The organism is Oleiphilus sp. HI0132, from assembly GCF_001635845.1.
In genome coordinates this window covers 1-15,852 of record NZ_LWGJ01001504.1, presented here as the reverse complement: position 1 = coordinate 15,852, position 15,852 = coordinate 1, and the positions used below count along the sequence as shown (strand labels likewise).

Annotated in this window: 6 protein-coding genes; 4 read left to right on the top strand and 2 right to left on the bottom strand. The window is 42.3% G+C overall.

The features are described 5' to 3' along the window. Positions 1 to 140: 140 nt before the first annotated feature. From dusA to A3766_RS23200, 4 genes are all read left to right on the top strand, one after another. Positions 141 to 1,157: a tRNA dihydrouridine(20/20a) synthase DusA gene (gene dusA, locus A3766_RS23215; protein WP_068633830.1), complete on the top strand. Its 1,017-nt coding sequence runs from the start codon at positions 141 to 143 to the stop codon at positions 1,155 to 1,157. Positions 1,158 to 1,234: 77 nt separating this feature from the next. Next, entirely contained in the window at positions 1,235 to 2,191 is a 957-nt protein-coding gene (gene tal / locus A3766_RS23210) for a transaldolase (protein WP_068506497.1), read from the top strand. Continuing rightward, the gene (locus A3766_RS23205; RefSeq protein WP_068506495.1) at positions 2,188 to 2,628 is read left to right on the top strand and encodes a TerB family tellurite resistance protein; all 441 of its coding nucleotides are present in this window, start codon (positions 2,188 to 2,190) and stop codon (positions 2,626 to 2,628) included. Before tal ends, A3766_RS23205 begins: the two co-directional genes overlap by 4 nt. 27 nt (positions 2,629 to 2,655) lie before the next feature. Further along, positions 2,656 to 3,372, top strand: coding sequence for a glycerophosphodiester phosphodiesterase (locus A3766_RS23200; RefSeq protein WP_068506491.1), 717 nt, complete (start codon positions 2,656 to 2,658; stop codon positions 3,370 to 3,372). A gap of 94 nt (positions 3,373 to 3,466) precedes the next feature. Here the strand turns inward: A3766_RS23200 and A3766_RS23195 are convergent, their stop codons facing one another. Further along, the gene (locus tag A3766_RS23195) at positions 3,467 to 14,176 is read right to left on the bottom strand and encodes a hypothetical protein (protein WP_068643048.1); all 10,710 of its coding nucleotides are present in this window, start codon (positions 14,174 to 14,176) and stop codon (positions 3,467 to 3,469) included. A gap of 204 nt (positions 14,177 to 14,380) precedes the next feature. Next, a complete protein-coding gene (sthA, locus tag A3766_RS23190; protein ID WP_068506486.1) occupies positions 14,381 to 15,772 on the bottom strand; it encodes a Si-specific NAD(P)(+) transhydrogenase in 1,392 nt (463 codons plus the stop codon). Positions 15,773 to 15,852: the final 80 nt, after the last annotated feature.

The window sequence follows — 15,852 nt, the reverse complement described above, 5'->3', positions numbered from 1 at the left end:
GTGTATATCAAAGCAACAATCATGATATTGAACACATTTCTTTAAAGATTTATCAAACAACTAATAAAAATTAGTGACTTAGAGTGTGTTAAACTTGGTTTAATTAACCGTAGATTCCAAATTTCTTCTTTTCGACCCTTATGATTAACAACTCAGAGCCATCACAGAAAAATAGTTCACCAGCTATTGAGCCTAGCCGCAAGTTTTCAGTCGCCCCGATGATGGATTGGACTGATCGCCACTATCGCTATATGGCACGCCTACTTTCAAAACATACCCTTCTTTATACCGAAATGGTGACTACTGGCGCAATTATCCATGGGGGTGCTGATCGATTTCTCAGGTATAACAATGAAGAACACCCTATTGCACTTCAGCTTGGTGGGAGTAAGCCGTCCGAGTTATCACGATGCGCAGAAATTGCCGCTCAATTTGGCTATGACGAGATCAATTTAAACGTTGGCTGCCCAAGCGACAGAGTGCAAAATAACATGATTGGCGCTTGCTTAATGGCTCACGCTGACCTCGTTAAGCAATGTATTTCTGCGATGAAAAATACTGTAGACATCCCGATCACTGTTAAGCATCGAATTGGAATAGATGAACATGATAGCTATGAGTTTGTTCGTGATTTCGTATCGAAAATCGCTGAGGACGGATGTAAAACTTTTATCGTTCATGCGCGTATCGCCATTCTTGATGGCTTAAGTCCAAAAGAAAACAGAGAAATCCCACCTCTAAAGTATGAATATGTCTATCGCCTAAAAAAGGAATTTAAGGACCTTGAAATCATTATTAACGGCGGAATAAAGTCTATCGATTCGTGCAAGCAACACCTTAAGCTAGTTGATGGAGTAATGGTTGGACGCGAAGCCTACCAGCACCCATGGTTACTTTCTAGCGTCGACGAACAATTGTTTGGAGCAAAACCCCATGGTAAAAGCCGTCACGACATTATTCACGACATGATGCCTTACATTGAAACACAGCTTAAAGGGGGTCAAAAGCTTCATTACATTACTCGCCATTTATTAGGCCTCTTTCATGGACAATCCGGTGGCAAACAATTTCGCCGGTATTTAAGTGAAAACGCATACAAAGATGGAGCCGATCTTAAAACGCTAGAACAGGCGCTTTCTCTTGTGCCTGAAAAATGATTGGGATTGTCATATTCTTAAGCTAAAAAGCTGCTATCGTTTATAGATATGGAATACAAAAAGGAAATCAGAAATCAATGGCAAGTAAATTAGAACAGTTAAGACAGTACACTACCGTAGTCGCAGATACAGGTGACATTGACGCGATAAAAAAATGGCAGCCACAAGACGCAACAACTAACCCATCATTAATACTTAAGGCTGCCCCCCTCCCTCAATACCGCCCCTTAATTGACAACGCAATTAACTATGGATCTAGCCAGGGCAAGAGTGACCAAGAGCAGCTTTCTTTGGCATGCGACCACCTAGCAGTATCAATTGGTACCGAAATATCAAAAGTCGTTCCAGGCAGAGTTTCCACTGAAGTAGATGCTCGCCTTTCCTTTGATACCCCTGCCACAGTAGCCAAAGCTAAGTCCTTGATTCAACTTTATGAGGATAGCGGCGTTAGTAAGAGTAGAATTCTTATCAAGATAGCCTCCACATGGGAAGGAATTAAAGCGGCTGAGCAGCTGGAGAAAGAAGGCATCAATTGCAACTTAACCTTATTGTTTGACTTTGTGCAAGCTAAAGCAGCTGCAGAGTCTGGCGCCTTCTTAATTTCACCCTTCGTAGGTCGCATACTTGACTGGTATAAAGCAAACACCGACAAAGACCAATATCTTCCGCATGAAGACCCTGGCGTCATTTCGGTTTCAGAAATTTATAATTATTATAAACAACACGGCTTTAGCACTGTTGTAATGGGTGCAAGCTTTAGAAATACTGATGAAATTGAGCAACTAGCTGGCTGTGACCGGCTTACCATTAGCCCGGAACTACTGAAACAACTATCTTGTGACAATGGTAGCCTCGAACGAAAGCTGATTGTACCAAATTCGACTTCGACACAAGGTTTAGTAACTGATCAAGCAAGCTTTCGCTGGAATATGAACCAATCTCCAATGGCAACTGAAAAACTAGCTGAAGGCATCAGAAAATTTGCTATTGACCAAGTAGCCTTAGAAGGCTTGCTCAGAGACCACCCAGAATGATTCAGCGTTTAATTGCCAAAATAACACAATCAAATCAAGACCAAGCACTATCTGAAACTGACATTTCTACAGTTGCTACCGCATTATTAATTGAGGTTATTAATGCGGACCATAAACAAACCGAGTCTGAGTGGCTGGTACTTCAAGAGCATTGTGCATCTGCGTTTCAGCTTTCAATCAGTGACACTGACGCTTTAATCCGTGAAGCGCGCGAACTATCTCGCTCTGCCACCTCGCTTTGGGAACATACCGACCTTATAAATAAAAAGTTTGATAGCGACTCAAAATATCGCTTAATTCTTGCGATGTGGAAAATTGCTTACGCTGATAGCGATATTGATCGTTATGAAGAGCACCTGATCAGAAAGGTCAGTGATTTGATTTATATACCTCACACCCTGTTCATCAAAGCGAAACACGAAGCTAGTAATATATAGCACTTAGTTTTAGAACGGACGTCATAAATGATAATTATCGGACATAGAGGTGCTCGGAACGAAGCGCCGGAAAACACTGTAACGGGCTTTATTCATGCTCAATCAAATGGCTGTTTGGATTTCGAGTTAGACATTCAATTATCTTCAGATGGAGAGTTGGTAGTCTATCACGACCGAAATTTGTCACGCACAAGCAACCTGCAAGGCAAGATAGCTCATTATCCCTATTCTTTTCTAAGCAAAGTTGATTCCCGACATAATACACCAGGCTGGCACTCTCCCTGTTACATTCCACACCTACAAGAAGTGGTAGATAGCGTACCAAATACTCGAAGCTGGCAATTTGAAGTAAAGAACGATCATCGGCATGTATTGAAACTAATTGTAAAGCGATTACAAGATTTTTTTCGCAGCAATAATCTTTATGATAAGGCAACGGTTACTTCTGCCAGCCGCTGGATTCTACATGAAATAAACCGATTATCGCCAGAAATAGACACCGGCTATGTCGCAGAATACCGGTATCGCAGGCCATTGAAGACCGCTGTATCGCTCGATTGCAAGCTACTGGTCATCAACAACAGGTTGATTAGCCCAACCTTATTGAGAAACGCAAAATCTTATGGGCTTGAGGTATCATGTTGGACGGTGAATAGTATTGAAAGAATGGAAACCCTAAAAGCAATGGGCGTTCATAGTATTATCACTGATATTCCGAGCTCTGCACTGCATCACTTTAATTAGATATCGCGCTTTCAAACAACTAAGCTAGGCAAGCCAAAAACGGCTACTTACCATAAGGCTAAGAGCGGAACATAATCACCCTTAGCCTTCATCTTTAATTCAAATACGCTTCCTGAAAATCTGAAACCCCATTATCATTAGAGTCCGAATTGTCAGGTTTAGTATTTAACAGATACTCTTCGATATTTGTTAAATTATCCTTATCCAAGTCTTTGAACTTATCGCTTGGGTCACTATCATCCAAGCCGTAAAGCATCTCGAATATTCCCGGCATCCCGTCTGAATCTTGATCCGTCACACCGATAGGCATTATATCGACGAGCGAGTCATACACACTTAATAACGCAAAGTCACTCTGGCCTGCGACTTGTTGCGGCAAGACTTTCATCATTAGCTCATCTTCTGTGGCTTGCTGTATCAGATACTTTGTTGGTTCGCCATCATCTGTAGGCTTATTGTCCTCGATATAGACTGCCCGCGTTTCTTGAGAGTTAAATAAAGAACTAGGATCGTCAACGATAGCAATGAAGTGCTGGTTTTCTTCATGAAGATCATAAAACGTCGAGTATTCAGCTAAACCGTATGATTTATGCAACAAACTGCCTGCCACCGGCACCTCTAGTGAAGCCAGAGTAAGTTGATGCCCAGATCCGAAGTAGATCAATTCACCATTTTCAGATAACTGAATGGGCCCGCTAAGCGGTTTCTCTGATGATTCAAAAATAGTGGATATTTCATCAGAGGCAATACCAAACGTCGATAAGTCCAAGGTCATTGAAAGTACTTCATTGTTTGGATGATTATCTACACGAACAACTGCAAGAATATCAACCAAAGTAGTGCAGCTGTCATTGCGACAGGCTAATTTAATACTGTCTGGCAAAACATCATATTCGATGTCCACAATACTACCAAGCAGCGCGCCAGCAGCATCAAACATAATCAATTTGTAGCGCTCTTCTAAAGCGGTGGAGTTTCGCGTGAAAACAAACAAGTTATCGCCCAATCCACTTATATGTACAACATCTGAATCTTCAGCAGCGAGCTGAACAAACGGAACCAAGGGGCTGTCACTTTCAAGATTTTGATAATAAATAGCTCCTTCGTCATCTGCAAAATATAACCTTTGTAAGCTTCCTGAAAGCGCGGTTACTACATCACCACTTACCGGTGTATGCGGGAGATAATACGATGTATCTTCAGAAGCCCCCATTCGATATCTGATGATTCTATCCCAGCCTTTACCGGAAAACGTTACGACATTTTGACTCCCTGCACTTATATCATCCCAGCTGCCATTGCGAACTTGGTCGATAGAGGCCTGCCCCGCCATCCACGCGGAATAGCACTTCCTGTCAGAAGGATCATCATTATCAATTACGCCATCAGTTAATCTATGACAACTCCTATCAAGTGGAAAATGATCAAACATCTCTTTCGAGCTTTCCGTGACGTACCGATCAGGTACGCCGTCTGCATCACTATCTATCTTTGACGGGTCTGATATATATGAAAGTTGAACGCAATATTCACTGTTTCCTATGTTACTAAGTCGATATTCATCAGCATTACAAGAGGCTGTGCTCTCAATTAATCTCGGAGGGTTTGCGGAATCATAAATAACTTCATAACGAGATTCGGTGTCATTATTTTGATTGCCATCAAACAAGCCATCTCCATCTGTATCGTTCTTAGCAGGATTACTTTGGGTAAGCAGCACTTCAATACCATCCGGCAATCCATCAAAATCAGTATCTGCAACAATAACTGAAGAATCTTCATTATTTTGATCTAAGTCGTTGACATACAGATCATCATCTATGTCTTCATCGCCATCACTAAGGCCATCCCCATCGGTATCAGCCCTTAAAGGGTCAGATACTTTAAAGTTTTCTTCGTTGGATTCCAGCTCCTGGTAACTTGTATTGATATCGAGCGGATTAATATCAAAACGGGTATCACCATAGGTTTTCTCAATCAGCATGAGCTCGGTATAATCAGTAAGCCCGTCACCATCACTATCCGCTAGAGAAGGATTAGAGATATATCGAATATGAATTTTACCGATAACCTCAACACCCGCATCAAGCTCATCACCTTCAGCAACAAATGGCTCGTTTAGCGAAGTGCCAGCATCATTGACTACAATTCTCGCGACGTCTGTAACGAGATATTCGTAGGCAGCACCCTCGAAGCTATTGGAAGGCGGATTCCAACCAGTAACACCACTCTTTGAATTAAGGTCTATATCGAGATCACGACCAGTCTTGAGCAACGTTAACTCATCAAGACCGAAACCATAGACCCATACTTCATCTCCATCTTTAAGCCCATCAACATCACTATCGTTATTGTCAGGCGAGGTGCCTAAAATATGAACCTCAATGCCATCTAATAACGAATCGTTGTCGCTATCAGGCTGCAAGGGGCTATCATCCTGCCCATCCGCTAGAAAATCATTGTCAGTATCTGGATTTAGTGGGTCAGTTAACGATAACGTAAGTTCTTCATTGTCATCGATCCCATCAAGATCAGAGTCTGCTAAGAGAGGATTGGTACCTATAGCTAGCTCTTCGCTATCAGTAAGCTCGTCGCCATCTGTATCTGAACCAAGGGGGTCTGTGCCTTCCTGATCAGCTCGATTAATTTCATCAAAGTCTGAAACACCATCTTGATCGCTATCCTCTGGACTTGGGCATGATACAGCCTGATAGGCAATGCACGTCCCATAACCCAACTCTTCGATATTGCTTAAGCCATCACCATCTTGATCATCAAGGGCATCATTAACTTCATTGCCATCGCTATCAACAGTATCGAAAAGAGTGAAGGAAAGATTAAGCTCAACATAGTCGCTCAAACCGTCGCCATCACGATCTTCGTCACCATCTCTTATACCATCATCATCTGAGTCAGTATCAAGAGGATCTGTTCCCGTAATCAAAATCTCCTGCCCATCGCTTAGACCGTCGTTATCACTATCGCTGAGTACAGGACTAGTTAACTGATCTGCTATTGAAATGGGAGTACAGAGAACTTCGCTTAACTCAAGACCTAGTTCAGTAGCATCATTCAGGCCATCGAAGTCAGTATCACTTTCAGCAGGATTACTGACTCCAAGTTCTATGAAATCACACAACAAGTCACCATCTGTATCTAACAATAACGGATCTATTGTTAGGTTTACGTCAGGCTTACGTAAACGAAAATCGTCTGAATAACTGTCATAGACATAAGTGACCTCTAAAACGTCAGAAAGCCCATCACCGTCACTGTCTGACAACCTTGGGTCTGAAACCGGGTTTAGATTAGGAAGCTCGGAACATGATACAGGATCGCCTGACAAGCCAAGCTCAAATGCGTCACTTAATTCGTCAGAATCAGTATCGCTAAGTGCAGGGTCTGTTTGAAGATACTCACCATCTTGATCGTAAATATCTTCAAAAATATCACAAATCAAATCACCATCAGTATCTATGTTATTAGGGTTTGAGCCAACCAAAGTAACTTCGACATAGTCAGATAAACCATCTGAGTCGCTATCGGCATTATTTGGGTTAGAATTGCTATGATTTAGCTCGTAGCTGTCAGAGAGGCCATCACTATCACTATCAATCTCACCATCTAGCAGGACTCCATTACGCGACATACTGTCAAGCGGGTCGCCACCAAAGATTACTTCCTGGCCATCTTTAAGGCCGTCACCATCAGAATCAGGGTTAAACGGGTCAGTCGATGCAAAAAACTCCTCTCTATCATTTAAGCCGTCTTCGTCTGAATCGAAACTGAGAGGATCACTGAACACGTCCCCCTTGAAAAGAGCATCACAATTTAATGTAACGATACCCAGCTCTCTGCCATCTGTTAAGCCATCGCCATCCGAGTCTGAATTCAATAAATCTGTTCCTGTTAACTCGAGTTCTTGAGCATCACAGATAAGGTCGCCATCAGAATCATTGTTATCGGGATAGCTGCCTATCGTAATAATCTCATCATAGTCACTTAAGCCGTCGGCATCGGTATCACCTGAAGTCAGGCTGACTCGATGCTCGATACCCAGGCTGTCGGTAAACGAGTATTGTTGTTCGAACAAATCCGATAAACCATCTAGATCCGAGTCCGAAGGCGTAGGACATTCATCACTCACATCAACACAGCTACCTAGACTACGTTCCAATGAATTGCTTAGGCCATCATCATCCATATCTTCGCTATCTGAATCAAAATCCCTAGCAATTATGCTATTAAAATCTGTTGAAAAGTCATACTCTTCAGGCTGGTCGAAGTTGGAAAACTGAGCAAGCGTACCTTCTGCAAATAAGGACTCCCACCATTGAGGTAAGCCGTTGTCATCGGAATCTCCAACTTGAACCACATCAAACCTTAAGCCGGCAGAACCGCTTTCATCAATATTTGAAGGCTGAGTTAGAGCCAAAACATTAAACCCGGTAGGTATTAGAGCAACAAGCTCACGACCGTAATAACTTTGCTCAAGACTCCACTCACCTGTAAGGCCATAACTTAAGCGTAATGCATTATTAGCGCTCATAGATTGAATATGATGATCCTGGTGATAGATACCCAGATTAAAATTACTGCTATTGTCATATTCGAAACTTAAATCATTCGTGTCAAAGGTAACGCCGTTCGAAATATAGAGTTTTGAACCAGCGACCTCTTCTTTCACATATAAGGGTGACACGAGTGTTTGATCTGATTCAAAAATAGTTTGTGACAAACTCTTACCAGGAACATCCACGACAAGTTGCACCAACTCACTGCTATTACTCCTAAAGCCCCATAGTGCTGCGCTATCGGCGTTCTGCCACACGGCCGAAGACAATTGAATATTACTTGAGAATGGTGACACATTAACCGGAGATTGGCCTGCCCCCGCATCTTCAAACATAAAGATATTCTCACTAGCGCCGTCTGCAGAAACTGAAGCCAGGAGAAAATCACCCTGATCAACTAAGGCAATAACCGCTTGTTTTTCGGGAAGCAGATAACTAAGAGTTAGGCTTGGCTCTGCTTGGGTAAGATCAGCACTCCAAATCGAACCATCACTAAACCCTAAGTAGAGTAAATTACTATTGGTGCGCGCGTAATTAGCGGAGGTAATTCTCGCATCTATATCGCCTTTCCCGATTGCCTTGGTAAACCTTCCTTGATCAGCTTGAAATCTAATTACTTCAGGCCAAGTATCGTTAAAAAATAAAACTTCCTGCTTACTAGATTCGTCTATTTGAGGTTCAAAGCTCACTTTGATCTCATCAGCTTTATTTCTGGCTAGCCATGTGGCATAACACGTCCCCTGAGGAACGAAAGACTCAGAAGCATTTTTGTTGTACGCTAACAAATCATCAGGGTATAAAACCTGATATAAGGTCTTATCGTCAATAGCTAGTGAAGACTCCTCTTCACGATCTAAAACCCCATCGTTATCGGTATCAGAGCTTGACGGGTCGGTAAGCGTAAGAGCAACTTCGACACCATCGCTAAGCTGATCACCATCACTATCTGGTATAAGAGGGTTTGTTGAAGTCAAATACTTCTCGACACCATCAGATAAACCATCGCCATCGGAATCAGCGGAAAGAGGTTCAGTGCCGAGTAACAATTCTAACCCGTCTTCAAGTCCATCGTTGTCGGAGTCACTACCATTTACAAGTGTCCCATTTACTAATTCTAACTCATCGGTTAGACCGTCATGATCCTTATCATCACCAATTGATGGGTCCGCATCATCAATTGGGTCACTACCCCAGATGAGCTCAAAACCATCTGAGTAACCATCGCCATCACTATCAAGTAAAACTGGGGAGAGGTTTAATTCACTCTCAGTAAAGTCATTAATCCCATCAGAGTCAGAGTCTCGCAAATGAGGGTTGGTTGAATAGGCGCTTGTAAGTTCCACCAGGTCGGGCAGGCCATCAGAGTCTAGATCATCTGGGCGACCCTCGCCTTCCACTGAACAGTTCTGATCAAACCTGAAATAGTCGCGAAAGTTTGGAACTCCATCGCCATCACTGTCAACAAAAGCGTTTGAAGCATCAGTAGAACCGTTCAACTTATCGATATTTAGCCCTACAAAAGCTTTCGCACCCTCGTATGAAAACGAGTCTTGAACCTCATTGTCTTCAGCAACAAGGGGAGCAAGCTCTAAACGAATTAAATCACCATACCTTAGCTTTTCACCAGGATAGGTAAAATCTTTAACTAAACGATCCAGCTCACCATTTATATACCAACGAGCTTCAAGCGTTTCCAACGCAACAGCGCTGAACTTGGACAAATCTAGACTCACTGATTCGCCCTCCTCAACAACGACGGGAGTAATGGAAAACTCAGTTAGCTCAGAGTCTGTTTCGATAGTGGGGAGCCTAAGTGTTTCAGTACGACCGGACTCCTGCCCTATGCTGTACGAATATTCTACAGATATTACGTCGCCAAACCTGATGTTTGTCTCTGGGTTTGTCGGAAACTCAAAAGAGCTTTCTCCTGGAACCTCAACATCATTAATAAACCAAACTGGTGTGAAATTTGCTGCCGCGTAGAAGTCATCGTTCTCTGTACTACTGATCAATCGTGCTTTAACGCTTGCATCTACCGGATGAAGATTTTCATCCCAGTATTCAGTATCTAAAACAGGAATATAATTACCAAGATCACCTACAAAGACTCCTTCAAGCGTGGCAAGACGAATGTCTTGCTGACTGGAAAAATCTGCTGAGCGTTTAAGGTAAATAGTCGCTTCAATGACATCTCCGTATTCAAGCTTACTGGCTTCGTACAGATACGGATATCGTTTATCAGTAAAACTATATACTAGTGAATCTGTAGATATATCGTTTACAGCCCATTCGACATACAAATGATCTGCTATGTGCGCGCCTGACAAATCAAGCTGACCAGCACTTAAAAGGGGCGGATTTTCATCGTCTGAATAATCAGAGTTTAGGACAAAACCATTAGTCCCAATTAAATGCGTGGAATAACTATATTCTATCAACTGTTCATCTAGCGCTTTGACACTAAGATAGATTGTTAGCGTGTCACCAAATTCACCTTGCCCAGAGTCTAATGACACAGTATCGGTAGAATTCAAGCCTTCGAGTGATTGAACACTGCCGTCCCTATAGCGCTCAATTTCGTAACGTACGGCTATATCATTGGCAAATCGAGTTAAACTAAGGTTTCCTAAGTGAGGGGTAAGTAATCTACCCGGCTCTGGAAACGTCAAACCAAAATTAATACTTACCACATCGCCGTTTGAGTCGAATATTGCCGAGTTAGACGTCTCAGGCTGTATCAATAAGTTCGAACCTAAAAGAACAAAGTTCGAAGTGTCTTCTTCGACACTAGGTATATAAAAAGATGAAACAGATTGTGTAGTTAAGGAGTAATAGCTAATCGCACCTCCGCTAAATGCCAGATACATCCGTCTTAATTCAGAGTCGAACAAAAGCTTCTGTACTTTTTGATAATTACTGTACTTGTCTTTAGGCAGCTGTACGTGACCTAAGAACCTATCCCTATTGCCGCTTTCTCTAATGATAAAATGCCAACTGTCGTCAAAATACCAGTACTCATCTAGGTCTGAGTTGTAAACTTCGGCTTTGCTATCTGTTGCTGCTAAGATGTCAGCAAAACAAGGAAGATTGTCATTAGCGTCTATAACGCCATCTCCGTTCACATCATCAATTCCAGACAACGGTTCAGGGCATTTTTCTCGAAAATCTACAGCATCGACATCAACGACCGAAGCATTTATATCCCCCAAATATATGGACGATTGTTTGTCGCTATAGGTAAGCGTCGCATTTATGGCTTGGCCTGCCTGAAGGTTTGAAATAACTGACAAGTCGCCGGTAAGGCCCTCAGAAGCTGCTAGCTGGAAGGGGCTGGCTTCCTCTTCATCATTGATTTGATATTGGACAGAAAAAGATTCACCAATCAAGTCAAGATCGAGAAACTCTCCGACGTTTTCATTATTGTCACCGCAAACAGGATATAGCTCGCATATTTGATCAGTTGCTTTAAATTGAAGGACGATCTTAGAGCCTGCGTTAACGAACTCGGAGCCTGTCACAGGATCTTGATTTTCGCTTACAACCCTAAATTCAAGTGTTGAGAAATCAAAGATTGTGAAAGGTAGTTCAAATCCGAATTGCTGTTCATCGACCTCTACTGCTTTTGTCTCAGGGTTAACCTGAGCTTCTGTTGTGAGCTGTACATATGCAGAATACGAACCCGCTTTTGATCCATCGATTTTTAGTTCTAAGAAACGCGCACTTCCACTATCGAACAGACGAGAGGAAATAGTCGCATTATGCGTATCAGGTGCTACGTTGATGCTGGAAGCGACCTCTATTTCAACCGACATATCCCCAACCAATATACATTGGGAGTCATGAGGCGCACAGCTTAGCTTTTCATCATCACCTGTCTGAACTTCCTCTATTGGGATTGTCAGAACTAGACTTTGATCTATAGGCATTAGTAAAGCGTCTTCGAATTGCACAGAAACCGAACGCAATCCATCATAACCATTATCGACAATCTCATTGGGAGTTGATGGGTCAGGGTCATCATTATCGAGCATTCCGTCACCGTCAGAATCTACACCACCAGCCGCTCCAACCAACGCTAAATTTTGCAAATAAGAATTGTATTCACCGAAATCAGAGTCTTCGCCAACAAGCAGTTCAAACTCTTGCTCTAACAGTTGGCCCAATTCACTAACGTTCACCGTGGTATCTGGGATAAATGCGGAAGACGGCTCTCTCGTTGCAAAATACGTAAGACTATTTATCGAAGACAAGGATTCAATAAATTCAGAATTCTGCTTGCCATCAATTTGTCCGTCATACAGATCCTTGGCAATCTCGTTTTGAACTACTTCGTAATCTAAATTACTTGCTAACTTAAGAGACTGGAGCATCGCGCCGTAATATTCGATATTAAAGCGATAACGATAGGATGCCTCAAGCTCATCTTGAAAGTACTTCATGTGAGGAAGAGTGACCGGACTGATAGCGAAAATATTCTTCAGCTCATCCCCCTCTGTAATATTAAAAGACCTGGACACAATGCTTTGCGACTCTTCAAGAAGTTCGCTTAAAGCCTGTTCACCAAGATCAAAATAGACATTTTTCTCATTGGCGGCGGAACCCTGATAGCCATTACCATCGTTCAAGCGTTCAACAAGAGGCTGGAGGTTAATGACTTTTTGCTGAGCAATTTCTACCGCAAGAGAAGTAAGCGGGGTTGTATATCGAGAGGGTTGCACCGTAAACAACTCGTCAGATGCCCCTGACTCAAAATCTGCCAAAGATGTAATTAATTCGCCTTCTGCGTTGCGCTGGACAATACCATTCTTAACATAATAACGAGTCTCATCTAATGCTTCATTATCGCCGTATCCGAGAATGTCATCGGTATGGATGATTGATACCATTTTACTCAATATAGGAGCTTTACCACTATTTAGGTCAACGGATGAAGGAACCATGTTTGCTTCTATATATATAAATCCTCGATACTGGCCGACAAACAGCCCTTCCAGTTTCGCGGCACCGTTTGAAGAACCGTAAGATAGCCTATTGGCAGAAACCCCGTTTTCTACATCGGTACTAAGTAAAATACTATCGAATGCTAATTGAGCCTCCTGCTGCATCAGACTCATTAGCTCACTATGCATAGCTTGTATATCTTCAGCGGCGTCAACACCTTCACGCACGCCTAAAAAACTGTAGACAGCTCGATGATTTTGAACGATAGATATAAGGTCTTGATAGGTAATAATGGAGTGAAAGAATGAATTCAAACCTGCTTTGACTGATGGGTTTCCCTCTTTCCGATAGGCTAAATAAACAAGCTCCTTTAGATCAATTACAGGTAAAGATTGAGCTAGGGAATCACGAAGTTCTTTCAAGTTACTAATTGCAACTTGGTCGTTTGTCTCAAGCGCTATTTCAACAAGCGTTTTCTCGTCGTTAGATTCATCAAACGCGACAACATCATAGCGCTCAGCAATTTCTTTACTTGTCATTGCTAATGATTGCAGTTCGCTAAAAGAGTCCTTAAGTGCTGACCAGTGTTCTGCTTTCGTCGGGTCTGACTCTTTAGTTGAGTATTTGGCTACTACCGAATTAACACCTGAAAATGAGCCAACTTCGAGAAGCTCTTCATAAAAGCCATCAACATCGTTCAATTTCCGCTTAAAATCATTTAGATCAGAGTAAGCGGAAAGGGCTTCCGAAACTCTGTCTTTAACAATTGAATTTGTCTCTTCCTTAAGCAAGTCAAATGTGGAATCCTCGTCTTTAACTGGCTTTGTTAGCCCTAGATAGACATCCAAATAGCTTTTAGCTTTTGCAATAGTTCCTGCGTTTTCAACTTTTACTTTGAAATAGTCGAGTTCAGAAACATAGGAGCCTGTTTCAACCAGAGCCTCGAAATCATTCAGCACCTGAGCAGAACTCCGACCTTCAGGTAGAACCAAGGAATCACCATCAATAGATATACCCAGGTCAGCGTATGCCTTAAAAACACCGTTAGCAACAGATTTAAAGTTTGCATATCGCTCTGACTCTAAATCGACGCTATAGATCGAGATATCGGAGAAAGCGACTGGGCCTTTAACTGCACCACTATTTAGAAAAATGTCTAAGGATTCGTTTCCTTCCGTGTCTTCTGGTAAAGGAACATATTTACTATCACCCTCGCCACAACCGGAAAGAATTAAAAGGAGTGTAAACAGGGAGCTCCAAGAAAACAGTCTAAACCTTTGAGTTATCATATAAGCGGCACTTTTCCATGTCTGGCTACGTAGTTTAGTCAGTTGTAGCGATAGTCGGCTTTATTACAAAATATCCCTAATGCTACAAAATCAGAAAAAGTCTTACAAATGAAGGAATTCCGAAGCGTGAACTGAGACAACAAAAAGAAAAAGAGCGTTCAAAAAACGCTCTCAAATCGAAGAAAAATGACGAAAAGTTTAAAATCAGAATATGCGATTAAGACCATTTAGTGCCGCAACACGATATGCTTCTGCCATAGTTGGGTAGTTAAATGTGGTATTAATGAAGTAATCTAGGGTATTTGCATCACCTTCCTGATTCATAATCGCCTGACCGATGTGTACGATTTCGGCCGCCTGATCTCCAAAGCAATGGATTCCCAATATTTTTTTGGTCTCACGATGGAACAATATTTTAAGCATTCCGACCGCTTCACCGGTAATCTGAGCTCTAGCCAAGTCTTTGAAAAATGCCTGCCCTACTTCATAAGGAACTTTGGCTTCCGTAAGCTCCTTTTCATTCTTACCGACAGAGCTAATTTCTGGGATCGTATAGATACCGGTAGGTACATCATTAATAAACCTGAAGTAACTATCGTTAAGCAAAGCGGATGAAGCAGAGCGACCTTGATCGTAAGCAGCGCTAGCAAGTGCTGGCCAACCAATCACATCACCTACAGCATAGATATTCTCTACATCTGTTCGATAGTGGTCGTCAATTGAAAGCTGACCGCGTGAGTTTGCTTCAAGACCTATATTTTCTAGCCCAAGATTTTGGGTATTGCCGCTGCGACCATTACACCAAAGAAAAGCATCAGCTTTGATCTTTTTGCCCGACTCGAAAGTAACCTCTACACCGTAATCGGTACCGACAACTGTCTCGTAGGTTTCGTTGTGTCGGACAAGAACACCATTGTTTCGAAGGTGATAGCTAAGCGCATCAGAAATCTCATCATCAAGGAATGATAGTAATTTCTCGCCAGGATTAATCAGGTCGACTTTCACACCTAAACCGGAAAAAATTGATGCATACTCGGAGCCAATAACACCGGCACCATAAATAACCATAGTGCGTGGAGTATGGCTAAGCTGCAATACCGAATCACTACAATAGATACGCTCATGCGTAAAATCAACGTTGGACGGACGATAGGGACTAGACCCGCTAGCTATGATCGCCTCTTTAAAATGAACAATATCTGCGGAACCATTTCCACGTATTTCTATACGATTATCATCTAGAAAGTAGGCCGACCCGTTGTACAAGTCTATTTTATTTCGCGCATAAAAACGGGTTCTTAGCTTAACCTGTTTACTGATTACCTTTTCTGCGTTCTTCAAGACTCTCGGAAAGGAAAACCATCTTGGCTCACCGATATCACGGAACATGGTATTGGTGTTAAAGGTAATAATCTGCTTAACGGCGTGTCGAAGTGCTTTGGAAGGTATTGTTCCAACATGAGCACAGTTCCCGCCAACTACGGGTTTATCTTCGATCACAGCGACCATTTTATGGCCTTTTGCAGCGTTTAACGCTGCCCCTTCACCTGCAGGGCCTGCGCCAATTACTACAACATCATAATGATACTCAGCCATATAACCTTGATCTCCTGAACCTCTAGAAAAAACCGTATGTAATGATACTTAAGCTGTATCTACTTCATTGCATTATAAGA

Bases quoted from the DNA above. Each gene is read 5' to 3' on its own strand.
- dusA (WP_068633830.1), top strand. From the start codon at position 141: ATGATTAACAACTCAGAGCCATCACAGAAAAATAGTTCACCAGCTATT.
- tal (WP_068506497.1), top strand. From the start codon at position 1,235: ATGGCAAGTAAATTAGAACAGTTAAGACAGTACACTACCGTAGTCGCA.
- A3766_RS23205 (WP_068506495.1), top strand. From the start codon at position 2,188: ATGATTCAGCGTTTAATTGCCAAAATAACACAATCAAATCAAGACCAA.
- A3766_RS23200 (WP_068506491.1), top strand. From the start codon at position 2,656: ATGATAATTATCGGACATAGAGGTGCTCGGAACGAAGCGCCGGAAAAC.
- A3766_RS23195 (WP_068643048.1), bottom strand. From the start codon at position 14,176: ATGATAACTCAAAGGTTTAGACTGTTTTCTTGGAGCTCCCTGTTTACA.
- sthA (WP_068506486.1), bottom strand. From the start codon at position 15,772: ATGGCTGAGTATCATTATGATGTTGTAGTAATTGGCGCAGGCCCTGCA.